The sequence below is a fragment of the uncultured Oxalicibacterium sp. genome, from assembly GCF_913776015.1.
GTDB lineage: Bacteria > Pseudomonadota > Gammaproteobacteria > Burkholderiales > Burkholderiaceae_D > Oxalicibacterium.
In genome coordinates this window covers 1-23,941 of record NZ_CAJYMD010000082.1, presented here as the reverse complement: position 1 = coordinate 23,941, position 23,941 = coordinate 1, and the positions used below count along the sequence as shown (strand labels likewise).

The following is a 23,941-nucleotide window of genomic DNA, read 5'->3' as shown; positions in this document are numbered from 1 at the left end:
AATCAGTGTTTGGGTTCGCCGATCAATGACAGCGAATCGTGCTCGCGCTGATTGGCGGCATGCCGGCGCATGATCAGGAACATGATGCCGGAGACGAACAGACCGAACATGGCGATCACGATATTGATGTTCAGATCGAGTTTGACCATCAGCGCATAGATCATCAGCATCGTTAGCACAGAGAGATTCTCGTTGAAGTTTTGCACGGCGATCGAATGACCGGCGCTCATCAGTACGTGACCGCGATGCTGCAGCAAGGCATTCATTGGCACTACAAAATAGCCGGATAAGGCACCGATGATCACGAGCAATGGATACGCCAGCCAGATCGATTTGACCATCGTCATCGCCAGAACCACGAAACCCATGATGATGCCCAACGGCATTACCGTCAGCGATTTCTTCAACGGGACGAAACGCGCAGCAGCAACGGCGCCAAGCGCCACGCCAACGGCAACAATCCCCTGCAGAATGGCTGCCTTGTCGAGCGCCATGCCCAAAGCACTTTCTGCCCATTTGAGTACGATGAATTGCAATGTTGCGCCAGCGCCCCAGAACAAGGTAGTCACAGCCAGCGAAATCTGACCAAGACGATCGCGCCAGAGTGTCTTGAAGCAACCGGCAAAGTCGCCGATCAGCTTGATCGGATTGCGTTCCTGATGCGGGTAGCGCGCTCCTGTATCAGGGATTTTCAGATTGAACAGGGCTGCCAGAAGATAGGCGATGGCGATAATGCAGAGTGCCGCTTCGGCGGGCGTATCGATGCCGATGATGGTAAAGCCTTGGAATGAAAGGAGGTAGGCAGAAACTTTCGGATTGATGAGCGCACCGCCCATGACTGTGCCCAGGATGATGGATGCAACCGTCAAACCTTCGATCCAGCCATTGGCGGCAACCAGTTTTTCCGCAGGAAGCAATTCGGTGAGGATGCCGTACTTGGCCGGCGAGTATGCAGCTGCGCCAAAGCCAACGATGGCATAGGCGAGTAACGGGTGCACATGAAAGAACATCAGCGCGCAGCCGAAAATCTTGATGAGATTGGTGACAAACATCACCCGTCCCTTGGGCAGCGAGTCGGCAAAGGCACCGACGAAGGCGGCTAGCAGTACATAAGACAATACAAAGAACAATTTCAGCAATGGCGTCATCCACTCGGGTGACTGCATCACTGTGAGAAGGGCAATGGCCGCAATAAGTAGGGCGTTGTCGGCGAGCGAAGAAAAAAACTGCGCCGCCATGATGGTGTAAAAACCGCGATTCATCCGATCGATCTTGTTCTAAGCTTTGTCTCTGTCCAGCTTTATACCATATAAAGGAGAGGCAAAAGGATTGAATTGGTCCCGCCTGACAAGGATGTGTCCGGTAAAATACAGCCTTGACTGATTGACTATTTTCCCTTCGCTTTATGCCTAGACCGCTCGTTGCAACCATCGATATCGCCGCCCTGCAGCACAATCTCGATGTCGCCCGAGCGCATGCGCCGCAATCGCGGACGTGGGCCATCGTCAAGGCAAATGCCTATGGACATGGGCTTGCGCGCGCCGTTCGTGGCTTTGCAGCCGCAGATGGGCTGGGGCTGATCGAGCCGGAAGGTGTCGTCACGTTGCGCGAATTGGGCTGGCGCAAGCGCATCCTGCTTCTCGAAGGCTGCTTTGATGCAGCAGATGTGCATCTGGCAGTTGAACATCGCATCGATATCGTTGTTCATTCCGAGCAACAGCTGTCTTTGCTGGAAAGTGCGCCATTATCAGATGCACTCGATGTGCATCTGAAGATCAATTCAGGCATGAACCGACTTGGATTCATGCCTGCCGCGGTTGCGGATGTGTATCGACGGTTGCGCGCGCTGCCTGCCGTACGCAGCATTGCATTCATGACCCACTTCGCCAATGCCGATGACGCCGCCAATCCCGTTTTGCCGCCGGCTGAGCAAGTGCGCCGCTTCAAACAGGCGACACTCGGTTTGGATGGCGAACGCTGTCTGTCCAATTCGGCCGCCGATCTCTTGCAAGCCGATTGTGCGGCTGACTGGGTACGACCAGGCATCATGCTGTATGGGGCTACGCCATCCAGGCAATCCGCAGCATCTTTCGACCTTCGGCCGACGATGACATTGCGCAGCGAGATTATTGGCATGCAATGCATCCAGCGCGGCGATGCGGTCGGTTATGGCAGTTGTTTCGTCGCGGATGGTCCGATGACGATTGGAGTAGTGGCATGCGGTTATGCGGATGGCTATCCGCGGCATGCACCTGCCGGTACGCCAGTTCTGGTGGAGGGCATCAGGACGCGATTGGTGGGGCGTGTATCGATGGACATGATCACGGTTGATTTGACCCCGATAAAAAATGCGCGAGTCGGCAGCCATGTCACCCTGTGGGGCGAGGGTTTGCCGATCGATGAGGTTGCCAACGCGGCCGGCACGGTCGGCTATGAACTGATGTGTGCCGTGGCACCGCGCGTGCGCATGGTGGATGCCGACTAAAAAACACGGCGAATGCCAATGGGACCACTAACAAGAGACATGGATTCATGGCCAAGGTAAAGACCAATTACACCTGCACGGAATGTGGCGGTATCAGCAACAAGTGGGCGGGCCAATGTCCAGCCTGTGCTGCATGGAATACGCTGGTCGAAACGGTCGTGGAAAGTGCGGGTAACAATCGCTTTTCCAGCCAACCTCAGGGATTGGCGCAAACAGCGCCGGTTTTGAGCCTGGCGGATATCGAAGCCATCGATGTGCCACGTTTCGGTACGGGCATTGAGGAATTTGACCGCGTACTGGGTGGAGGACTGGTTTCCGGTGGCGTGGTGCTGATCGGTGGCGATCCGGGCATCGGAAAATCGACGCTGTTATTGCAGGCACTGGCGAATCTGGCGCGGGCCAAGAAAGTGTTGTACGTCAGCGGCGAAGAGTCTGGTTCGCAAATCGCGTTACGCGCGAAAAGGCTTGCTGTCGATGCGCACGAACTGAAGCTGCAGGCAGAAATCCAGCTTGAAAAGATCCTGGGAACACTGGCCGATCTCAAACCGGAAGTCGCGGTCATCGATTCGATCCAGACCATGTATTCGGATGCCTTGACTTCTGCGCCGGGTTCGGTCGCACAGGTACGCGAATGCGCTGCGCAACTGACGCGGGCAGCCAAACAAAGCGGCGTTACCATCATCATGGTCGGACATGTGACGAAGGAGGGCGCACTAGCCGGGCCGCGTGTGCTTGAGCACATCGTCGATACCGTGCTGTACTTTGAAGGCGATACGCATTCGAGTTTTCGCCTCGTGCGGGCCATCAAGAATCGCTTTGGCGCCGTTAATGAGCTGGGCGTTTTTGCCATGACGGAAAAAGGCTTGAAAGGTGTATCCAATCCTTCCGCGCTGTTTCTTTCGCAGCATGACAATCCCGTTCCGGGCTCGTGCGTGATGGTGACGCAAGAGGGCACACGGCCCTTGCTGGTGGAGGTGCAGGCACTGGTCGATTCATCGCCTTTGCCGAATGCGCGCCGTCTTTCGGTCGGCCTCGAACAGAACCGGCTTGCGATGCTGCTGGCCGTCATGCATCGGCATGCCGGCGTAGCGGCATTCGATCAGGATGTTTTCATCAATGCGGTGGGCGGCGTCAAGATCACCGAACCTGCCGCCGATCTTGCTGTGCTGCTAGCGATTCATTCTTCCATGCGCAGCAAACCTTTGCCGCGCGGGTTGGTCGTGTTTGGTGAAGTCGGATTGGCCGGGGAAATTCGTCCGGCACCGCGTGGGCAGGAACGTCTAAGGGAAGCGGCCAAGCTGGGTTTTTCGATGGCGCTGATCCCGAAATCCAATGCGCCCAAGCAGCAGATCGAAGGTCTGAAGATAATCGGTGTGGAGCGTATCGATGAGGCATTGAACCGGATTCGAGAATATGAATGACGATTGGATGAACAGCGCTACGCGATTTCACTGAAAGTGGGCATCCCGTTCAGACACCTAACATCCAAAACATCATTTCATACCGCCTTAAGTAAAAAAAGAAAACGCCACAACAACTTATTTGTTGTGGCGTTTTTTTTATTGAATTGTCCTGCCGGAAGATTCGGGTTGCGATTCTGAGTGTCAGGAAAAATGTTCCGTCAGCAATCGTGCAGCTTGTTGGCCGCTCCGTACTGCCGATTCGAGCGTGGCAGGATAGGGGCTTGCGAGATAATCGCCGGCAAGCACCAGATTATCGTAAACCGTTTCTTCCTTTACCCGTTTCAGTGCCGGCGTACACGCAAAGGTCGCACGCTTTTCCGTGATGACTTGCGTCCACAGCGGAGCGCCAAGTTCGCTTCTGTCGAACACCTGTGCCAATTGCCTTGCCACCATGGCAGCAAGTTGGTCTTGTGCCACATCGGCGGCCTGGGCCGCGGTGCTGATGACGACGGCGAGCAAGCCGTGCTGATCGCTGTGCAATTGACCGCGGTCAAATACGAATTGTCCCCAGCGATGGTTGTCGGCGTCGTCACAGAGTGCATACATCGGATCTGGCAAACGAATGTCTGGTGCGTATTGCAGGTAGCAAGTGGTAATGGGTTCGAACTCCAGCGCCGACAATGTGATTTCGTCGAGATCATTCAGCAGTGATACCGCAGCAGAGGCCGAAGTGGCCACCACAATGCCGTCAAAAGACCTTGTCTGACCGCCGCTGCATGTGACGGACCATCCCTGTTGGGTGCTGTGAAGTGTCTTGACGGTCGTGCCGCAAGAAATATTTCCACCGTATTGCGTGATGTAACGGGCCGCGTAGTCAGGCAACAGCGCACCAAGATCGACACGCGGCAGAAGCATGTCGGAGGCCGTGCGACGCGCACCAAGGCTGTCGTGCAATACGTTCAGAAAGACTTGTGCGGAGGCACGTTCGATTGGCGTGTTGAGTGCTGCAATGCAAAGCGGTCGCCACATCAGTGCGATCAGACGTTCGGTTTGATCGAAACGATCCAGCAATGTCGCTACGCTGCAATCTTCATCAAGTTGCCAGTCCATCCAGCGCGCTGTCGTCGTAAAGCGCGCCAAGGCCATCTTGTCTTCGCGAGTCAATCCGCTGGCGCGCCACAGTCCCACCAGCATGTGCAAGGGAGCGGGCAAGGGCGGCGTGACGAATGTCATGCCGTCGTCGTTGGGCGGGTAACGCATTTGCAAGGGAAGCCGCAACAATGCCTGTGCGGTATCGACACCGGCTTTTTGCAATTGCGACAGGGTTTGCGTGTAAGCGCCTAGCAGGATGTGCTGGCCGTTATCGAGCAGCGTATTTTGAATCTTCACTGTACGGGCGCGGCCGCCCAATGTGCGCGCAGATTCGAACAGAGTGACGGCAAAACCGGCTTCGGTGAGATCCATCGCTGCAGTGCAGCCGGCCCAGCCTGCACCGATGACAGCAATCGATTGTCGCCCATTCATCGGCGATCAGCCGCGTACGTAAGTGATCCAGGCAAGCCATAGCTTGCGGATCGGCGTCAGGGAAATGCGCTGGTTCAGAACGTGAAAGCCGTCTCGCTGGATTTCGCCGAGCAGTGCACGGTAGATGGCCGCCATGATGAGCCCCGGTCGTTGTGTGCGACGGTCCGCCTTTGGCAGCAAGGCCAGCGCTTCGCTGTAACAGTGCTGTGCACGCTCGGCCTGGAATTGCATCAGCTTTTCAAAATTCTCGGTGTGGCGCGCATTCAAAATATCGGCGGCAGTGACGTTGAATTGCTGCAGCTCGTTGACCGGCAGATAGATACGACCCTTGCGCGCATCTTCGCCAACATCGCGAATGATGTTGGTGAGCTGGAAGGCAAGGCCGAGCTTTTCGGCGTATTCCAGCGTGCGTACATCGGTCACACCAAAGATTTTTGCCGAAAGGATGCCGACTACGCTGGCGACATGCCAGCAGTATTTGCGCAAGCCGGCGAAATCCAGATAACGTGTCTGGTCGAGGTCCATCTCCATGCCGTCGATGATGGCGAGAAGATGCGTGACTTCCAGTGAATAGACAGTCAGATGCGGTTGCAGCGCCTTTGTGACGGGATGCGTCGGCGTGCTGTTGATCATGGTGCCGACTTCGCTGCGCCACCATGCCAGCTTGGCACGAGCGATCGACACGTCGGTGCATTCGTCGACGGTATCGTCCACTTCGCGACAGAACGCGTAGAGCGCCGTGATCGCGCGGCGGCGTTCAGGTGGCAGGAACAGGAAGCTGTAATAAAAACTGGAGCCGCTTTGGGCCGCTTTTTGCTGGCAATATTCGTCAGGTGACATGGAAATTCGGCGCGCCTCGGCGAAAACAAGCCGCTATGCTAGCCGACTCCACGATGCAGGACAAATAAAGTCTTGCAAAAAATTCAGGTACGACGCATGCATAGTGCACGCCAGACGATGCGCAGCCAATCCAGTTTGTTCAGCACAGGGCGCTGGTGGAACACGTCGTACTGCACGGCTTCGATTTTCTCGAGAATGCGCAGCCCGCCTTGTATTACCAGTCGCAACTCCCAGCCGATACGCCCCGGCAAACGCAATGCCAGGGAGGCGCCATCGCGCATCATTTGTCGTGTGCGGCTAATTTCGAATTGCATCAACGCCTGCCAGGATGGATTGACGTTGCCTTGTTCAATCTGTTGCGCATCGACGCCAAAGCGTATGCAGTCTTCGGCGGGTAGGTAAATACGTTCCTTGTGCCAATCGAGGGCAACGTCTTGCCAAAAGTTAATCAATTGCAAGGCGGAACAAATTGCGCTTGCATCTTGCAGGTTATCGGTACTGCTTTCGTTATAGAGATGCAGCATCAGGATGCCAACCGAGTCGGCCGAGCGACGGCAGTAATCGAGCAAGGCAGGGAAGCTGGCGTAGCGTTTGGTGACGACATCCTGCTTGAATGCCGACAGCAGGTCATGAAAGGGTTGCAGGGGCAGGGCATGCTGGCGAATGACTTTTGCCAATTCATTAAATAGAGGTGTGACCGGGATTTGCCCGGCGCCAATACGGCTGAGTTCGGCCTCGTAGTTTTCCAGCGCTGTCAGGCGCTGTTCAGGTGTCGCATCGCCTTCATCTGCCAGATCGTCGGCGCTGCGCGCGAACGCGTAAATTACCTGTACCGGCTGGCGCAAATGCGCGGGTAACAGAATGGAGGCAACGGGAAAATTTTCGTAGTGGTCGACAGGCATGTTGGGGAAATCGGCGAGGCAAGTGTGCCGTGCGCATGGTAAAGGAAAAGTGGCTGGATTCGTGCGGAGAAGACTTTCTGTGGGCATCTGTTAAGCAGGGTGAGCAAGCCAATCTTGTCAAAAATAAGCGCAAGATAAATAAAATCCGTTAAAATCGCGTGTTGAAGTCGAGCAGCCGATATACGGCAAGACGGGCGACCCCTTTTTCACTTCGCGGTCGCCCTTTGCTTTTGTATCTATGCCCGGGCACATCCTGCGAGGATGGCGAAATTGGTAGACGCACCAGGTTTAGGTCCTGACGCCAGCAATGGTGTGGGGGTTCGAGTCCCCCTCCTCGCACCACAGAATTTTTATTTTTGGACAATACACATGGCAACTGCAGTCGAAACTCTGGATAAACTCGAACGCCGTATCACGATCACGGTGCCACTGGCTGATGTACAGGCTGAAGTGGAAAAGCGCCTCAAGGTTCGTGCTCGCACGGCCAAGGCCCCTGGTTTCCGTCCAGGCAAGGTGCCGATGAAGATGGTTGCTGCACAGTATGGTTATCAAGTCGAAAACGAAGTCTTGAACGACAAGGTCGGCAAGGCATTCAACGATGCTGCAACCGAGAACAACCTGCGCGTAGCCGGTTTCCCACGTATCGAAGCCAAGGCAGAAGGTGCTGCTGAGGGTACGGTCGCTTTCGATGCAACCTTCGAGATTTATCCTGAAATCAAACTCGGCGATCTGTCGAGCGTTGACGTGGAAAAAACCGTTGCCGAAGTCAGCGAATCCGAAATCGACAAAACCATCGATATCCTGCGCAAGCAACGCGTGCACTACCACGTCAAAGGTGAGCAAAGCGCGCATGGCGATGGCGGTGCCGATCTGAGCGCCCAAAATGGTGACCGTGTGACGATCGATTTCGTCGGTACGATCGATGGCGTGGAATTCCAGGGTGGCAAAGCGGAAGACTACGCTTTCGTGCTGGGCGAAGGCCGCATGCTGCCAGAGTTCGAAGCTGGCACACTGGGTCTGAAGGTTGGTGAATCGCGTACGTTCCCGCTGGCTTTCCCGGCCGATTACCACGGTGCAGATGTCGCTGGCAAAACCGCTGAATTCAAGGTCACGCTGAAACAAATCGAATGGGCCCATCTGCCGGAAGTCGATGCCGAATTCGCCAAGTCGCTCGGTATTCCTGATGGTGATCTGGGCAAGATGCGTGAAGACATTCGCGTCAATTTGCAGCGCGAAGTCAGCAGCCGCGTCAAGGCACGTACCAAGGAAAGCGTGATGGACGCGCTGATCAAGGTCAGCGAACTGGATGTACCGAAGGCACTGGTCGATCAGGATGTTGAACGCCTGATGGAAATGACGCGTCAGGACATGATCCAGCGCGGCATGAAGGTTTCCGATACGCCATTCCCACGCGAATTGTTCAACGAACAGGCAGAGCGCCGCGTTCGCCTGGGCCTGATTCTGGCTGAAGTTGTGAAAGCCAACGATCTGCAAGCCAAGCCTGAACAGGTCAAGGCACAGGTCGAGGAATTCGCGCAGAGCTACGAAGATCCGCAACAGGTTCTGAAGTACTATTTCAGCGACCGCAGCCGTCTGGCTGAAGTGGAAGCCCTTGTGTTGGAAGAAAACGTCGTCAACTACGTGCTTGGCAAAGCTAAAGTGGCGGAAAAGAACGTCGCTTTTGATGAACTGATGGGCAATAACGCACAGGCTTGATCGCCTTGTGCGCTCTTTGAGGAAAGCACATGACCACTAGCATGATTCGTACTTCCGCTCTCGATACCGATATGCTCGGTATGGTTCCGATGGTGATCGAACAGAGCGGTCGCGGTGAGCGTGCCTACGACATCTATTCGAGACTGTTGAAGGAACGCATCATTTTTCTGGTGGGGCCAGTCAATGACCAGATGGCCAATCTGATCGTTGCGCAATTGCTGTTTTTGGAAAGTGAAAATCCTGACAAGGATATTTCGCTTTACATCAATTCACCTGGTGGTTCGGTCTCGGCCGGCATGGCGATTTTCGATACGATGCAATTCATCAAACCGAACGTCTCGACGCTGTGCACCGGTCTGGCTGCCTCGATGGGCGCTTTCCTGCTGGCGGCAGGCGAGAAGGGTAAACGTTTTTCGCTGCCTAACTCGCGCATCATGATTCACCAGCCGCTGGGTGGTGCGCAGGGTCAGGCTTCGGATATCGAAATTCAGGCGCGTGAAATTCTGTACCTGCGCGAGCGCCTCAATAGCATCCTGGCAGAACGCACGGGCAAGACGATCGAGGAAATCAGCAAGGATACGGATCGTGACAATTTCATGTCGGCCGAAGCGGCTGTGCAATACGGCATGATCGATGCCGTACTGACACATCGCGAATAAGCTGGTTGGATTGCCTTTTGAACGCCCGGACGGCAGACGTTCGGGCGTTTTTGTTTGGATTGTTGAACAACGCCAATCGATGCTTGCGTGACGAATTTCCAATTCGCAGGTAATATCGATTCCATACTTAATCAGAGAAACGCGCACCATGTCAGACAAGAAATCTTCCAGCGGCGAGAAACTGCTGTATTGCTCGTTCTGTGGCAAGAGTCAGCACGAGGTGAAAAAATTGATTGCCGGTCCGTCGGTTTTCATTTGCGACGAATGCATCGACCTCTGCAACGACATCATCCGCGATGAAGCGGCGAGTGTGGAAACCGTTGGTGGCTCGCCACGCAGCGATCTGCCTACTCCGCATGAATTGTGCGAACTGCTCGACCAATATGTGATCGGGCAGGAAGCGGCCAAACGCATCCTGTCTGTCGCGGTCTATAACCATTACAAGCGTTTGAAGCATCTGGGCAAGAAGGACGATATCGAACTCGCCAAGAGCAATATTCTGCTGGTAGGCCCGACTGGTTCTGGTAAAACCTTGCTGGCGCAAACGCTGGCACGTACGCTGGATGTGCCATTCGTCATCGCTGATGCGACGACGTTGACCGAAGCAGGTTACGTCGGCGAAGACGTTGAAAACATCATTCAAAAGCTTTTGCAAAGCTGCAACTACGAAGTTGACAAGGCGCAGAAAGGTATTGTTTATATTGATGAAATCGACAAGATTTCGCGTAAATCCGACAATCCTTCCATTACGCGCGACGTCTCCGGCGAAGGTGTGCAACAGGCTTTGCTGAAACTGATCGAAGGCACGATGGCATCGGTGCCGCCGCAAGGTGGTCGCAAGCATCCGAATCAGGATTTCGTGCAGATCGATACCACCAATATTCTGTTCATCTGTGGCGGTGCGTTTGATGGTCTAGCCAAGATCATTTCGGAACGTTCGGAAAAGAGCGGTATCGGTTTCTCGGCCAGCGTCAAGAGCCGCGAAGAGCGCTCGACCAGCGCCGTGATGATGGATACCGAACCGGAAGATTTGGTCAAATTCGGCCTCATTCCCGAACTGGTAGGTCGTCTGCCGGTGATCGCTACTTTGCGAGAGCTGAATGAAGAAGCCCTGATCCAGATTTTGGTCGAACCGAAGAATGCGCTGATCAAGCAGTACACCAAGCTGCTGCAAATGGAAGGTGCGGAACTGGAAATTCGTCCTGCCGCCTTGCAGGCAATTGCTAAAAAAGCCATTGCTCGCAAGACCGGTGCACGTGGTTTGCGTTCGATTCTTGAGCATGCATTGCTGGACGTGATGTTCGAATTGCCGAGTGAGCAGGATGTCGCTAAGGTGGTAATTGATGAAGGCACGATTACCAACGGTGCGAAACCTTTGTTGATTTATCACGAGCAGCCGAAGGTTTCTGGATCGAAATGATAGGAAACGAACCAATATCCTTATAAAGCATGTGGAAATTGCGAAAAACAGGCCGAAAAGGCCTGTTTTTTTTTGAAAAGCAGTACAATAAACCCAGCAAACGACAATTTAGGCTTCCATCGTAGAGCCACTTCGAAGATTTCCCTTCGTAGGTGGCTTTTTTGTTGGAAAAATTGCGTTTTTGTTTGCTGTCCGGGCTTGTGTTTGGGCTATTCGCGCCAACATCATCAACACGTTTATCGATAAGGCTCGCCATGACGACTACTACTACTCTCGAACAAACCCAATTGCCGTTATTGCCACTGCGGGATGTCGTTGTCTTTCCGCACATGGTGATACCGCTATTTGTCGGTCGTCCCAAGTCCATCAAGGCACTGGAAGCTGCGATGGAGCAAGGCAAGAGCATCATGCTTGCGGCCCAGAAGGCGGCTGCCAAGGACGAACCTTCCGCTGCCGATATCTACGAAATCGGTTGCGTTGCCAACATTCTGCAAATGCTGAAGCTACCTGACGGCACTGTGAAAGTGCTGGTCGAAGGCGCGCAGCGCGCACGCATTCATCACATCAGCGAGCTCGATACGCATTTCGTTGCCGACTTGACGCCGATCGAATCCGAAGCGGGTGACGAGTCCGAAGTCGAGGCGATGCGCCGCGCGATCGTTCAGCAGTTCGATCAATACGTCAAACTCAACAAGAAAATTCCGCCAGAGATTCTGACTTCGCTGGCCGGCATTGATGACGCAGGTCGTCTGGCCGATACAATCGCCGCGCATTTGCCACTCAAGTTGGAACAGAAGCAGGTCATTCTAGAAATTTTTGACGTTGCAAAGCGTTACGAACATTTGCTTGGTCAGCTCGAAGGCGAACTGGATATCCTGCAAGTCGAGAAGCGTATCCGTGGTCGCGTCAAGCGCCAGATGGAAAAATCGCAGCGCGAGTACTACCTGAACGAGCAGGTCAAGGCCATCCAGAAAGAGTTGGGTGAGGGCGAAGATGGTGCCGATCTCGAAGAACTTGAGAAGAAAATCGCTGCTGCCAAAATGCCAAAAGAAGCCTTGGCCAAGGCACAGAGCGAACTCAAGAAGCTCAAGCTGATGTCTCCGATGTCTGCCGAAGCGACCGTCGTACGCAACTTTATCGATACCCTGATCGGTTTGCCGTGGAAGAAGAAATCCAAGGTTAACAACGATTTGTCGAATGCAGAGAAAGTGCTCGAATCGGATCACTACGGGTTGGACAAGATCAAAGAACGTATCCTTGAATATCTGGCCGTGCAACAGCGTGTTGACAAGGTGAAAGCGCCAATTCTGTGCTTTGTCGGTCCTCCAGGTGTGGGTAAAACATCGCTCGGGCAATCGATCGCGCGTGCCACGAACCGCAAGTTCGTCCGCATGGCTTTGGGTGGTGTGCGCGATGAAGCCGAGATTCGCGGCCATCGTCGTACCTATATTGGTTCAATGCCGGGCAAGATTTTGCAAAGCCTGAGCAAGGTTGGTGTGCGCAATCCACTGTTCTTGCTGGACGAGATCGACAAGCTCGGCATGGATTTTCGTGGCGACCCATCGTCGGCCTTGCTGGAAGTGCTGGATCCTGAACAGAACCATACGTTCTCGGATCACTACGTGGAAGTTGATTTCGATCTGTCGGACGTCATGTTCGTGGCGACTTCGAACTCGTACAACATTCCGCCTGCATTGCTGGATCGTATGGAAGTGATTCGTCTGTCGGGTTACACCGAAGATGAAAAGACCAGCATTGCGCAGCGCTATCTGTTGCCGAAACAGATCAAGAACAATGGTCTGAAGGAAGACGAGATCAGCGTCAGCGAGGCAGCGATTCGCGACATCATTCGTTACTACACGCGCGAAGCGGGTGTGCGTTCGCTCGAGCGTGAAATCTCGAAAATCTGCCGCAAGGTCGTGAAGATGCTGCTGCTGAAAAAGCAGGATCGCAAGATCAGTGTCACGCCGAAGAATATCGACAAGTTCCTCGGTGTACGGCTGTTCGATTTCGGCGTAGCCGAAAAGGAAAACCAGATCGGTCAGGTGGTCGGCCTAGCGTGGACCGAAGTCGGTGGCGATTTGTTGACGATCGAATCGGTCAGCATGCCGGGCAAGGGCAACATCATTCGCACTGGTACGCTGGGCGATGTGATGAAGGAGTCGATCGAAGCAGCGCGTACGGTGGTGCGCAGTCGTGCGAAGAAGCTGGGTATCAAGCCGGAAGCTTTCGAGAAGAATGATATCCACATTCACGTGCCCGAAGGCGCAACACCGAAAGATGGCCCATCTGCCGGTATTGCGATGACGCTGGCGATGGTATCGGTTTTCACCGGTATTCCCGTGCGTGCTGATGTGGCGATGACAGGTGAGATCACCTTGCGTGGCGAAGTATTGCCGATCGGCGGTTTGAAAGAGAAACTGTTGGCAGCGCATCGTGGCGGCATCAAGACCGTGCTGATTCCCGAGCAGAACGTCAAGGATCTGGCAGAGATCCCCGATAACGTGAAGAACAAGCTCGAAATCGTGCCTGTGCGCTGGATTGACAAGGTGTTGGAAATTGCCTTGGAACGTGCGCCACAGCCCTTGTCGGAAGAGGAAGTCAGCGCGGTGGATAACGCCGTTGCCAAGCCTGCAGAGACATCGGAGTCGCCGCAGATCAAGCATTGATTTCTTGTGTCTGAAAAAGCGCTCTTCGGAGCGCTTTTTTTTTTGACCATGCGTACCGACAGGAAAGCATGGTGCGCAATCGATGTAAAAACAAACGCAAACATGCGGGTTTTCAGAGGAGAAACTGCGGCAAACCGCTTGACACATGGCGTTGCCGCTTGTTTAATACCTGCTGCAGATTTTGCTGCCACCGCACGATCGTGATTCCTGATTGGTTTGGCGATGTGCGGCATTCAACCTTTTTGAGGGGACGTTAGTGAACAAAACCGAATTGATCGACCACATTGCTGGTTCCGCCGATATTTCCAAAGCTGCTGCTACCCGCGCTCTCGACTCCATCATTGGTGCAGTCAAGACCACGCTGAAAAAGAATGGCACCGTGACCCTCGTTGGTTTCGGCACGTTCTCGGTTGGCAAACGCGCTGCTCGTACCGGCCGTAACCCACGCACTGGCGAAGCGATCAAAATCAAATCGGCTAAAGTGCCTAAGTTCAAACCAGGCAAGGCTCTGAAAGACGCCGTCAACTAATGCGATTTGCGTAGTGCAAATTACGCAGTCCTGTTGTAAAATCTTTTGTCTTTGCGGCGTGGTGACAACGCTGTATGTTTGACGGGTCAAGCGCTTGGGTGCTTAGCTCAGTTGGTAGAGCGGCGCCCTTACAAGGCGTAGGTCGGGAGTTCGAGCCTCTCAGCACCCACCACCAACGCTCCGTCAGACTCGCAAGGAATCTTCAAGCAGTTCAGGAGTGGTAGTTCAGTCGGTTAGAATACCGGCCTGTCACGCCGGGGGTCGCGGGTTCGAGTCCCGTCCACTCCGCCAAGAAAAAGAAAAGGCGAACGAAAGTTCGCCTTTTTTTACATCCAACGCATGCATCATGCTTTATCAGTGATTGGTTAGTCATGTTTGAATATATCCGTTCCCACCAGCGTTTGATGATGCTGCTTTTGTTGCTCATCGTTTTTCCTTCGTTCGCGTTTTTCGGTCTTGAAAGCTACATGAGCATGGGCGATGCGCGTGACACCGTTGCCAAGGTCGATGGCAAGGAAATCACGCAGCCGGAACTGGATGCCGCACAACGCGAGCAGGCCGATCGTATGCGCCAGATGTTCGGCGCACAGTTCGATGCCAGCATGCTCGATACGCCGGAAGCCAAGCAGGAGATTCTCGATGATCTGATCGCACGTCGTGTTCTCGCAGCGGAAGCGCGTCGCAATGCCTTGTCGGTCTCGGATCGTGGTTTGCAACAGACGATTGGCGGTATGGCCGGTTTGACGCTGCCTGATGGCAAGTTCGACATCGATCGCTACAAGGCGCTGTTGGCTGCGCAAGGCATGACGCCAGCGATGTTCGAAGCACGTCTGCGTCAGGACATGGCGATCCAGCAAGTCAATGCGGCGATCCAGACGACGGCCTTTGCGCCTGTCTCGCTGGCGCAGCGCCTCTCGGAGTTGAACGAGCAGGAGCGTGACGCGCAGCAATTGCTGTTCAAGGCTTCCGAGTATGTTGCGCAGGTAAAGGTAACGGACGAGATGCTGCAGTCGTATTACGACAAGAGCAATGCCTTCAATGTGCCGGAGCAGGTCAAGATCGAATACGTGGTGCTGAGTGCCGATGCGCTTGCCTCGCAGGTCAATGTCAGCGATGCCGACATCGCGTCGTATTACGAGCAGAACAAAACGCACTATGGCGTGCCGGAACAGCGTCGTGCTAGCCACATCCTGATTGCGGTGGACAAGAACGCGCCGGAAGCGGACAAGCAGGCCGCCAAGGCGAAAGCCGAAAAGCTGCTGGAAACGCTGAAGCAGAATCCGCAGCAATTCGCCGAACTGGCCAAGAAGAATTCGGACGATCCGGGTTCTGCGGAACGTGGCGGCGATCTGGGCTTCTTTGGCAGCGGCATGATGGTCAAGCCGTTTGAAGATGCCGCTTTCAAACTGAAGCAGGACGAGATCAGTCCTTTGGTGCAATCGGATTTCGGCTTTCACATTATCAAGGTGACGGGCATCAAGGCCGCATCCGCACGTCCTTTGGCGGAAGTGAAGGGCGAGATCACCAAGGAAATCAAGAAGCAACTGGTTGCCAAGAAATTTGCCGAAACCGCTGAAGTGTTTGGTAACACCGTCTACGAGCAATCCGAAAGCCTGAAACCGGTTGCCGAAAAGCTGCAACTGTCGATCCAGTCGGCCAGCGGTTTGACGCGTCAGGGCAACCAGGCTGCGGGAGCCGATGCGCCATACAACAACCAGCGCTTCCTCTCGGCATTGTTCTCCGACGATACCTTGCGTAACAAGCGCAATACCGAAGCCGTCGAGATTGCACCGAATACGCTGATCGCCGGTCGTGTGGCCGAGCACAAACCTGCCAGCAAGCGTCCGTTCGAGGAAGTGAAAGCACAAGTCCGTGAACGTGTCGTGCAGGCCGAGGCGATGGCTTTGGCGAAGAAAGCAGGCGAGGCCAAATTGGCATCGCTGAAAGGGCATGACGATGGCAGTGGCTTCAGTGCATCGCAGACCTTCTCGCGTGCCAAGAGCCAGAATGTGAATCCGACCTTGTTCCTGGCCGTGATGAAAGCCGATACCAGCAAGCTGCCGGCATATGTTGGCGTCGAAGCGCCGAATGGTTATAGCGTTGTGCGTGTGACGCGTGTGATGCAGCCAACCACGATCGACAAGGCCAAGCGTGAGGCTGAGAAGCAGCAGATCACTGAAGTGCTGGCACAAGAGGAAACGTTGGCTTACATCGATGTACTGAAAGATCGTTCGAAGGTGAAGATCGTGAAGCCGATCAAGGCGAAGGCCAGCGAAAGCGAATGATCGATCGTGACTCGCGATTGATCAGATCATAAAAAAGCCGCGTTTCGACGCGGCTTTTTGTTTTCGGGGTTGTGCAGTCAAATGAATTGCGGCAATGGCTAGCTAAACCAGGATAACTGTGCGGGGAACATCAATACGTTCTCTATGCGCAGGGGTCTGCCAGCTATCCATGTGTTCACATGTCGTTTAACGCAGCAATGGTTTGAGTTTCGGCCAGATATTGTCGAGGATGATCGGGTGGGCCGCAGGGGCGGGATGAATGCGGTCCGCTTGAAACAGTTCCGGTTTTTCAGCCACGCCCTTGAGCATGAACGGCACCAAGACGGCATTGGTTTCCTTGGCGACAGCAGGGAAGACGGCTGCAAACTGGCGCGTGTAGTCGCCGCCGTAGTTCGGTGGAATTTGCATGCCGACCAACACCACCTTGGCCTTGATGGCTTGTGCGCTACGCGTCATGGCCAACAGGTTCTCGCGTGTGGCCGGGAGCGACAGGCCGCGCAAGGCGTCGTTGGCACCGAGTTCGATCACCACGACATTCGGTTTGTGACGCTCCAGCAGAGTTTGCAGCCGTGCCCGTCCGCCACTCGTGGTTTCACCGCTGATGCTGGCATTAACGACGGTGGCTGGCACCTTTTCGGTTGCCATGCGCTTTTCCATCAGACTCACCCAACCTTCACCGCGCGCCAGGCCGTATTCGGCAGACAGGCTGTCACCAAGCACGAGCACGACTTTTGATGCAGAATGGGCATGCATCGACAGTGTCATCATCGCTACCAGCAAACCGCTGCACAGCCATTCCTTCATCGAGAAATATCGACCAATCTTGTGACGCATGCCTGAATCCTTTCTTTCTTCTCAAGTTCCTGCAATCGAAGCGATCAATCTGACCAAACGTGTAGCCGATGCGACCGGCGAATTGACCATTCTGAGTGGTGTCGATTTTACCGTCGAGGCGGGTGACACGCTGGCCATCGTCGGCGCCTCCGGTTCCGGCAAGTCGACCTTGCTTGGTCTACTTGCAGGGTTGGATACACCATCGGCCGGAACAGTTCGACTGGCGGGAACGGATATTTTCGAACTGGATGAAGATGGCCGCGCAGGTTTGCGCAAAAACCAACTGGGGTTCGTCTTTCAGTCCTTCCAGTTGCTGGGGCATTTGACCGCATTGGAAAACGTCATGCTGCCGCTTGAGTTACGCGGCGACCCGAATGCCAAGGCAAAGGCGGAGGCCATGCTGGGACGCGTAGGTTTGTCGTCTCGACTACGGCACTACCCCAAATATCTGTCGGGTGGCGAACAGCAGCGTGTCGCACTGGCTCGCGCATTCGTCAGCGAACCCCCTCTGCTATTTGCCGACGAACCGACCGGCAGTCTCGATGCGGCAACCGGCGAGGCCGTCATCAATCTGATGTTCGAGTTGAATCACGAGCGTAAATCGACGCTGGTGCTGGTGACGCACGATACTTCGATTGCCGCATTGTGCAAACGCACCATCACGATTTCAGCCGGACGACTGGTCTGAGCGATTGATGGAGTAATCACGTCCTTGCGTGGCGATCAATTGGTTGAGTGCAAGACGGATTTCTGGAATCAGTTCACTTGCGGTCAAGCCAATCGGGCCAATGCCGCGCGCCACCAGCTGATCTGCAGCATGACCATGCAACCAGGCGGCCGCAACGGCAGCCTGCCAGGCGGGCCAGTTCTGCGCGAGCAGGGCACCGCACACACCTGACAAGACATCGCCAGCGCCTGCGGTTGCCAATGCCGGATTGCCCGTCGGATTGATGACGATGCGGCCTTCACCCGGTTCCGCAGTGATCGAACCAGAACCCTTGAGAATGACTGTCGCATGCAGGCGCGAAGCCAATGTGCGTGCGGCAGAAATACGGTCTGCCTGGATGGCGGCCGTGTCGCAATCGAGCAGGCGTGCTGCTTCGAGTGGATGCGGCGTGAAGATTGTTGGCTGATGGCGAACGCCCAGTTTTTTTTGCAAACCGGGTTCAAGGGCGAGCAGGTTCAGAGCGTCAGCATCGAGTACCAGCGGGCTGTTCGCCTGCAAGGCCTTGGCAACGATGGTTTGCGCGGCGCGCGTGGTGCCAAGACCGGGGCCGACGATCAGGGCATGTTGGTCCAGCGTCAGTTCCTCTGCAGAACGACACATGATTTCGGGCTGTTGCACGTCCAGCGCGAATTGCGGGTCCAGCGTCGCCATGTAAACGCGCCCGGCACCGAGTTTGGCCGCCGTACGTGCAGCCAGTACCGCCGCACCCAGCATGCCCGGCGCACCACCAAGAATGACGACATCGCCATACGTACCTTTGTGGCTGTTATGCCGACGCGGTTTGAGCTGCTCGCTGAAATGCGCAATGCTGCCTACTTGCATGCGGGTTGCGTGCAAGTAGGCAGGATCGATATCGAGGGAAGCGACACGTACCTCGCCTGCATGATCGCGCCCATCTCCGGTATGCAGGCCGGGCTTGTCGCCGATGAACGTCAGCGTAACGGTGGCATGCACGGCGCAACCATTCTCCTTCCCGACCACATTGCCGGTGTCGGCATCGAGCCCGCTCGGTACATCAAGCGAGAGTACAGGCACATTACTGGCATTGACGTGATTGATCAATGCGGCAATCGTTCCGGTGATCGGCCGCGCGAGGCCGATGCCGAACACGCCGTCGATGATCAGGTCCCATTTCTGGTCCGTGATGTGCAGTGCGTCTGCCTCCAGCCAATGCAGATGACTGGCGTTGGCGCGTTGCAAGGCGATTTGCGCATCGGCCGGTAGTGTGTCGGCGGCGCCCAGCAGCATTACCGAGACTTCGCAGGACGAAGCCAGCAGATGGGCGGCTTCCAGCGCATCGCCACCATTGTTGCCGGGGCCGGCCAGAATGAGAATGTTGGGAGGACGCTGCGCGCCCTGCATGCGTTCGCTCACTATTTCCAGCGCGAGTTGTGCGCCGGCAGCGCCGGCACGCTGCATGAGGCTGAAAGGCGGCAAGCTGCGCAGGGCGGCTTCTTCGATACGTCGAATAGCGCCGACCGGATAAAGCGTTTGAATAGGCATCATGAAAACTCGTGCACGACGGAATGGAGAGCGGCTGTCCTGCCCGCATACTGCACTCACTTTGGGCAGATGGGCATAGCTGGTGAATGAAACAGATGCAATGCCGTTAGTTGATTCTAGCCGAGTTGCTTTTTCAGCCTGCGTAACGCAAGGCGGTCAATCCGTCCGCATCGATATCCGTGGCGCGCTGGGAGATGCTATCGGCAACCAGCTTGCCTGCACCGGCAGCCATGGTCCAACCGGCAGACCCGTGGCCGATATTGAGGAAGACATTGCGCACATTGCAGGCACCCAACAGTGGTACGCCGTCGGGCAGCGTCAGGCTGCTGCCGCTCCAGAATGTCGCTGCGTTGTAGTTGCTGGCATCGGGAAACCAGTCGTAGGCAACCTTGAGCAAGGTATTGATGGCTGTGTCGCGTGCCTTGTCGTTACGTTTGCCGAGTTCGGCCATTCCGGCTACGCGCAGTCGGTTGCCAAGGCGCGTGATCGAGACCTTATGGTGTTCATCCATCAAGGCGTTCAGGGGCAGGGCATCGAAATTACGGATCGTTGCCGTGGCGGCATGATATCGGGCGCTAATTATCGGTACGGACAGTTTGAGTGAGCGCAGTAGCGTCCCGCTATCGGCACCCGTGGCAAGAACGACGGCGTCCGCTGAATAATGTGCGCTATCGACTTCGAGCATGACGCCACGATGCGATTGCCGGATGCTGCGTACATTGCAGCCGAAATGAAATTCCACGCCCAGCTTTTGCGCCAATTGGCGCATTTGGCGTGCAAACAAGGGGCAATTGCCTGATTCTGCATCGGGCAGATGCAAGGCACCGGCTAGCGGTGTATGCGCATGCAGTCCCGGTTCGAGTGCGCGAGTCTGTTCGGCAGAAAGCGCGCTATGCGCCACGCCTGCGGCTTGCAGGAAATCGATGGCGATGCGTGCCTGTTGCCATTCCTGCTCGCTGCGAAATACCTGCAGCAGGCCGGCGTTCTGCTCGTAATCCAGTTGGTAATGTTCACGCAACTGCAACATCAACTGGTGGCTATAGGCTGCCAGTCGATGCATGCGTTCGCGGTTGATCTGGTAGTGCGCGAGATCCGTTTCCCGTGCCCACTGCCGTAGCCAGCGCCAGACGCTGGTATCCCATTTGTGCGAGATCAGGAAGGGCGAATTGGCTTTGCGCAGGAGCGAAAGCGCCGATGCCGGCATGCCTGGTGCAGCCAGTGGCGCGACCGCATCGCAGGCGAGCAGGCCCGCATCACCAAAGCTGGCTTCTTCGGCCACATGATTGCGGCGCTCCATGACCACGACTTCGTGACCGGCTTCGGCGAGAAAATAAGCGGTACATACGCCAACGACACCTGCACCGATAACCGCGACCTGCATGTACATCCTTCCTGAAAACAAGGCGCCATGTTACCAAGCCGGGACGCGATGCGCAGTAGCTGTTGGGAAATTTTTGCACAATGTCTGTCATCCACGATCCGTTTCGGGCGTTATGGCAACAACTGTCGCGATTGTGCAGGAGCTGAGAATGCACTTTGGATCAGACGGAGGGATTCGAACCCTCTATACGTCGGTATTTCCATAAACGTTTCAGCCAAAACAAAAGCCGCCCGAAGGCGGCTTTTTGTCAGGAGCAGATACCCCGTCTACATGGGCTTGCGGCCGCTGATGATGCGCAGCAGAACCAGCACGATCGCAATGACCAGCAGAATATGAATAAAGCCGCCGATGGTATAGGAACTGACCAAACCGAGCAGCCAGAGGATCAGCAGTACGACAGCAATGGTGTAGAGCATGGCGATTCCTTTCCTGGTTGTTATTTCCCTGAATGCGCCATCGTTCCCAAGGGCTTGAAGTGACCTTCTGGATAACCAAAAAACCGTTTCAAGCAACTCGTCCGAAGGCGGCGTGCATCTGAAGAAATGCATAGACATCCTTTCAGATTGGAAACCAGTCTATCGCCGTGATCCTGTTGCAATCTGTACGTTAGCGAACATTATTGCAGTTGCCATAGGCGCATTATCTAACAGCGATGACAGGTGTGGACATCGCCAATTCGAGTACAACATGTCAAAAGAAAAATCAGAAAAGAGCCCGGTAGCGGGAAGTGTAGCAGCGCGGAATTCGACACAAGAACCAGCGACTGCCACCGCTGGTAATGCGCGCACGCCAATGATGCATTTTCCCGTGGATGCGCGTGGCCTGAGCCTGAAGATCCTTGCCACGGTAGCAGTGATCGTGGCGCTTTCTGCCGGGCACAGTTTTTTCATTCCGCTGGTCTTCGGCATTTTCCTCGCCTACACGCTTAACCCGCTGGTGCAATGGCTGGAGCGCATCCACATCCCGCGTCTGATCGGAACCTGTTTGGTGCTGTCTACCATCGTTTGCGGCACGCTGGCGGGTGCCTATAACCTGCGCGATGAATTCAATTCGATTCTCAAAGATTTGCCTGAAGCCACGCAAAAGATTTCGCGTTCGCTCAAGGAGGCGCAAAACGGCGAAGTCAGTACCTTCCAGCAAATGCAGGCGGCGGCAGCCGAAATCGAGAAGGCGACCAATCAGGTTGCCGGCATGCGCGCCATGCCCAAAAAGTCGCTGACCGATCAATCGGTATTCAACATCACGCAATGGCTGTGGGCCGGTTCGATGGGCGCAGTGGCATTTGTGGGGCAAGCCACCATCGTGATCTTTCTGGTGTTTTTCTTTTTGCTCTCTGGTGATTTGTTCAAGCGCAAGATCGTACGCATCAGTGGTCGTTCGCTGTCTTCGCGCAAGATCACGGTTCAAATTCTTGATGCCATCAATGCATCGATCCAGAATTACATGCTGATTCTGCTGGTGACCAATGTGCTGTTCGGTTTGCTGATGTGGGGTGCATTGCAACTGATCGGGCTGGAAAATGCCGGAGCCTGGGCGGTAGCTGCTGCTCTGCTGCACATCATTCCGTACTTCGGCACGGTGCTGATCATCGTCGCCATGAGCCTGACGGCATTCATGCAGTTTGAAACCATCTCCTCGATTCTCGCCGTGTCGGCCGCGACGCTGGTGATTTCCACCATCATCGGCACCTTCGTGACCACCTGGATGACAGGTCGCATGGCAAAGATGAATGCGGCAGCGGTTTTCGTTTCGCTATTATTCTGGACCTGGCTGTGGGGCATCTGGGGCATGCTGCTCAGCATTCCACTGATTTTCATCATCAAGGTGGTTTCCGATCATGTAGAAGAGCTTCATGGCGTATCCGAACTGCTTGGGGAGTAGACGCGCGGGATAGTCGTTTCCTTGATTTGGCTAACCCCTTGCCATTGCGAGCTTGCAGCGTATGATGGCGAGCCAGAATGCATCGATGTGCCGCAAGTGCCATCGGCATCGCATCCACTTTCCAAGGAGCCAGCCATGAACAATACGGACGATCTCGGCAAACTGCTGCTGCGCGTAGCGCTCGGCGTCATGATTCTCTTGCACGGTGTCGCGAAGATCTTGAGCGGGCCGAGTTTCGTGATCGGTGCTGCCACCAGTGCCGGGCTGCCGGCGGCGGTTGGCTATCTGGTCTATGTCGGTGAAGTGCTGGCACCGGTGCTGTTGATCTTCGGTGTCTGGTCACGTCTGGCCGCGCTTATCATCGCCGGTAATATGGTTTTTGCCGTTTTTCTCGTTCACATGAAGCAGTTGTGGACCTTGAATTCGACAGGCGGCTGGTCGCTTGAATTGCAGGGCATGTTCCTGTTCACGGCGCTGGCAATCGTTTTGCTTGGGGCAGGGCGCTTCAGCATCGGTGGTCGTGGCGGCCGCTGGAACTGAAGTCCGGGCCGATTCCGCTTTCACTATTGCCGCGCTCGCGCGCAGGCGTCGCGGTGTGCTCACTGTCGTGAATAACAGACCACAAGCCGGCTAAATACAGGTCGCACACAGGCCGGCTTTTGTTCGCGGGCAGAGCGGCGTCACGGTATAATTCTGCTTTCTGATTCAACGCGGGCGGACGTTCATGAACGCCTGCATCAACCATCTTCTCGCCATGCTCATTCTGCCAGGCTCCAACGCCCTGTCTGCCTTCCGTACCCAACGTCTGCTGCAACAACTTCACCAGATCGACGGCTCGATCGCCGATATTAGTGGCCGTTTTCTACATTTTGTCGACTCTTCCGCGCCAATCAGTGAAGACGATCAGAAGCGCCTGGACGGTTTGCTCACCTATGGCGAGCCATTTAACGCCAGTGGAGAAGGCGAAGAATTCGTGGTGATTCCGCGTTTTGGCACGATCTCGCCTTGGGCCAGCAAGGCCACCGATATCGCGCACAATTGTGGCATGCAGCACATTCGCCGCATCGAGCGCGGGATCAGCTACCGTATCCAGATGAAAACCGGTTTGCTGGGCGGCGAAAAAACGCTGTCGCCGGAAGCCATCGAACAGGTGCAGGCGCTGCTGCACGACCGCATGACGGAA

General features: G+C 55.3%; 19 protein-coding genes, 3 tRNA genes and 1 pseudogene. 15 read left to right on the top strand and 8 right to left on the bottom strand.

What is annotated here, in order from left to right; translation table 11 throughout:
• Window positions 1–2 precede the first annotated feature (2 nt).
• The gene (lplT, locus tag QZ725_RS14820; RefSeq protein WP_293781342.1) at window positions 3–1,262 is read right to left on the bottom strand and encodes a lysophospholipid transporter LplT; all 1,260 of its coding nucleotides are present in this window, start codon (window positions 1,260–1,262) and stop codon (window positions 3–5) included.
• 143 nt (window positions 1,263–1,405) lie between these two features.
• On the opposite strand from lplT, the gene alr reads away from it, so the two are divergent.
• Entirely contained in the window at window positions 1,406–2,485 is a 1,080-nt protein-coding gene (alr, locus tag QZ725_RS14815; RefSeq protein WP_293781339.1) for an alanine racemase, read from the top strand.
• Between the two features lie 47 nt (window positions 2,486–2,532).
• Entirely contained in the window at window positions 2,533–3,906 is a 1,374-nt protein-coding gene (gene radA / locus QZ725_RS14810; protein ID WP_293781336.1) for a DNA repair protein RadA, read from the top strand.
• A gap of 183 nt (window positions 3,907–4,089) precedes the next feature.
• Here radA and hpnE read toward each other — a convergent pair whose 3' ends face one another.
• The 3 genes from hpnE to hpnC all read right to left on the bottom strand — a co-directional run bounded on the left by hpnE (window position 4,090) and on the right by hpnC (window position 7,154).
• The gene (gene hpnE / locus QZ725_RS14805) at window positions 4,090–5,412 is read right to left on the bottom strand and encodes a hydroxysqualene dehydroxylase HpnE (RefSeq protein ID WP_293781333.1); all 1,323 of its coding nucleotides are present in this window, start codon (window positions 5,410–5,412) and stop codon (window positions 4,090–4,092) included.
• A 6-nt stretch (window positions 5,413–5,418) separates the two neighbouring features.
• The gene (gene hpnD, locus QZ725_RS14800) at window positions 5,419–6,252 is read right to left on the bottom strand and encodes a presqualene diphosphate synthase HpnD (RefSeq protein WP_293781330.1); all 834 of its coding nucleotides are present in this window, start codon (window positions 6,250–6,252) and stop codon (window positions 5,419–5,421) included.
• Between the two features lie 83 nt (window positions 6,253–6,335).
• Window positions 6,336–7,154 (bottom strand): squalene synthase HpnC, encoded by an 819-nt coding sequence (gene hpnC / locus QZ725_RS14795; RefSeq protein WP_293781327.1) that lies wholly within the window; start codon window positions 7,152–7,154, stop codon window positions 6,336–6,338.
• Window positions 7,155–7,409: 255 nt separating this feature from the next.
• Between hpnC and QZ725_RS14790 the strand changes: the two genes are divergently transcribed.
• The 9 genes from QZ725_RS14790 (at window position 7,410) to QZ725_RS14750 (ending at window position 16,432) form a co-directional block, all read left to right on the top strand.
• Window positions 7,410–7,496, top strand: a tRNA-Leu gene (locus QZ725_RS14790).
• Between the two features lie 27 nt (window positions 7,497–7,523).
• Complete coding sequence (tig, locus tag QZ725_RS14785) at window positions 7,524–8,870, top strand: trigger factor (RefSeq protein ID WP_293781324.1); 1,347 nt, start codon at window positions 7,524–7,526, stop codon at window positions 8,868–8,870.
• A 29-nt stretch (window positions 8,871–8,899) separates the two neighbouring features.
• Window positions 8,900–9,529 carry an ATP-dependent Clp endopeptidase proteolytic subunit ClpP gene (gene clpP / locus QZ725_RS14780; RefSeq protein WP_293781321.1) on the top strand — a complete coding sequence of 210 codons (630 nt, stop codon included), beginning with the start codon at window positions 8,900–8,902 and terminating at the stop codon, window positions 9,527–9,529.
• 148 nt (window positions 9,530–9,677) lie between these two features.
• The gene (gene clpX, locus QZ725_RS14775; protein ID WP_293781318.1) at window positions 9,678–10,949 is read left to right on the top strand and encodes an ATP-dependent Clp protease ATP-binding subunit ClpX; all 1,272 of its coding nucleotides are present in this window, start codon (window positions 9,678–9,680) and stop codon (window positions 10,947–10,949) included.
• Between the two features lie 254 nt (window positions 10,950–11,203).
• Window positions 11,204–13,618 (top strand): endopeptidase La, encoded by a 2,415-nt coding sequence (gene lon / locus QZ725_RS14770; RefSeq protein ID WP_293781315.1) that lies wholly within the window; start codon window positions 11,204–11,206, stop codon window positions 13,616–13,618.
• Window positions 13,619–13,874: 256 nt separating this feature from the next.
• Window positions 13,875–14,147, top strand: coding sequence for an HU family DNA-binding protein (locus QZ725_RS14765; RefSeq protein WP_188380012.1), 273 nt, complete (start codon window positions 13,875–13,877; stop codon window positions 14,145–14,147).
• A gap of 96 nt (window positions 14,148–14,243) precedes the next feature.
• Window positions 14,244–14,319, top strand: a tRNA-Val gene (locus QZ725_RS14760).
• Between the two features lie 42 nt (window positions 14,320–14,361).
• Window positions 14,362–14,438: transfer RNA gene (locus QZ725_RS14755), tRNA-Asp, on the top strand.
• Window positions 14,439–14,518: 80 nt separating this feature from the next.
• On the top strand, window positions 14,519–16,432 hold the full coding sequence (locus QZ725_RS14750) for a SurA N-terminal domain-containing protein (RefSeq protein ID WP_293781307.1): 1,914 nt from the start codon (window positions 14,519–14,521) through the stop codon (window positions 16,430–16,432).
• Window positions 16,433–16,618: 186 nt separating this feature from the next.
• Here the strand turns inward: QZ725_RS14750 and QZ725_RS14745 are convergent, their stop codons facing one another.
• Window positions 16,619–17,200 carry an arylesterase gene (locus QZ725_RS14745; protein ID WP_293781423.1) on the bottom strand — a complete coding sequence of 194 codons (582 nt, stop codon included), beginning with the start codon at window positions 17,198–17,200 and terminating at the stop codon, window positions 16,619–16,621.
• Window positions 17,201–17,264: 64 nt separating this feature from the next.
• Here QZ725_RS14745 and QZ725_RS14740 point away from each other — a divergent pair, with 64 nt between their 5' ends.
• A complete protein-coding gene (locus QZ725_RS14740; RefSeq protein ID WP_293781305.1) occupies window positions 17,265–17,954 on the top strand; it encodes an ABC transporter ATP-binding protein in 690 nt (229 codons plus the stop codon).
• Here QZ725_RS14740 and QZ725_RS14735 read toward each other — a convergent pair.
• From QZ725_RS14735 to QZ725_RS14725, 3 genes are all read right to left on the bottom strand, one after another.
• A complete protein-coding gene (locus tag QZ725_RS14735; protein ID WP_293781302.1) occupies window positions 17,934–19,499 on the bottom strand; it encodes an NAD(P)H-hydrate dehydratase in 1,566 nt (521 codons plus the stop codon). The genes QZ725_RS14740 and QZ725_RS14735 overlap by 21 nt on opposite strands.
• Window positions 19,500–19,629: 130 nt before the next feature.
• Window positions 19,630–20,877 (bottom strand): D-amino acid dehydrogenase, encoded by a 1,248-nt coding sequence (locus tag QZ725_RS14730; RefSeq protein ID WP_293781299.1) that lies wholly within the window; start codon window positions 20,875–20,877, stop codon window positions 19,630–19,632.
• 266 nt (window positions 20,878–21,143) lie between these two features.
• A complete protein-coding gene (locus QZ725_RS14725; RefSeq protein WP_293781296.1) occupies window positions 21,144–21,293 on the bottom strand; it encodes a lmo0937 family membrane protein in 150 nt (49 codons plus the stop codon).
• 271 nt (window positions 21,294–21,564) lie between these two features.
• Between QZ725_RS14725 and QZ725_RS14720 the strand changes: the two genes are divergently transcribed.
• From QZ725_RS14720 to QZ725_RS14710, 3 genes and pseudogenes are all read left to right on the top strand, one after another.
• Window positions 21,565–22,758: an AI-2E family transporter gene (locus QZ725_RS14720; RefSeq protein WP_293781293.1), complete on the top strand. Its 1,194-nt coding sequence runs from the start codon at window positions 21,565–21,567 to the stop codon at window positions 22,756–22,758.
• A 135-nt stretch (window positions 22,759–22,893) separates the two neighbouring features.
• Window positions 22,894–23,298 carry a DoxX family protein gene (locus tag QZ725_RS14715; protein WP_293781290.1) on the top strand — a complete coding sequence of 135 codons (405 nt, stop codon included), beginning with the start codon at window positions 22,894–22,896 and terminating at the stop codon, window positions 23,296–23,298.
• A gap of 214 nt (window positions 23,299–23,512) precedes the next feature.
• Window positions 23,513–23,941, top strand: a pseudogene (locus QZ725_RS14710) (phosphoribosylformylglycinamidine synthase); the annotation flags it as partial.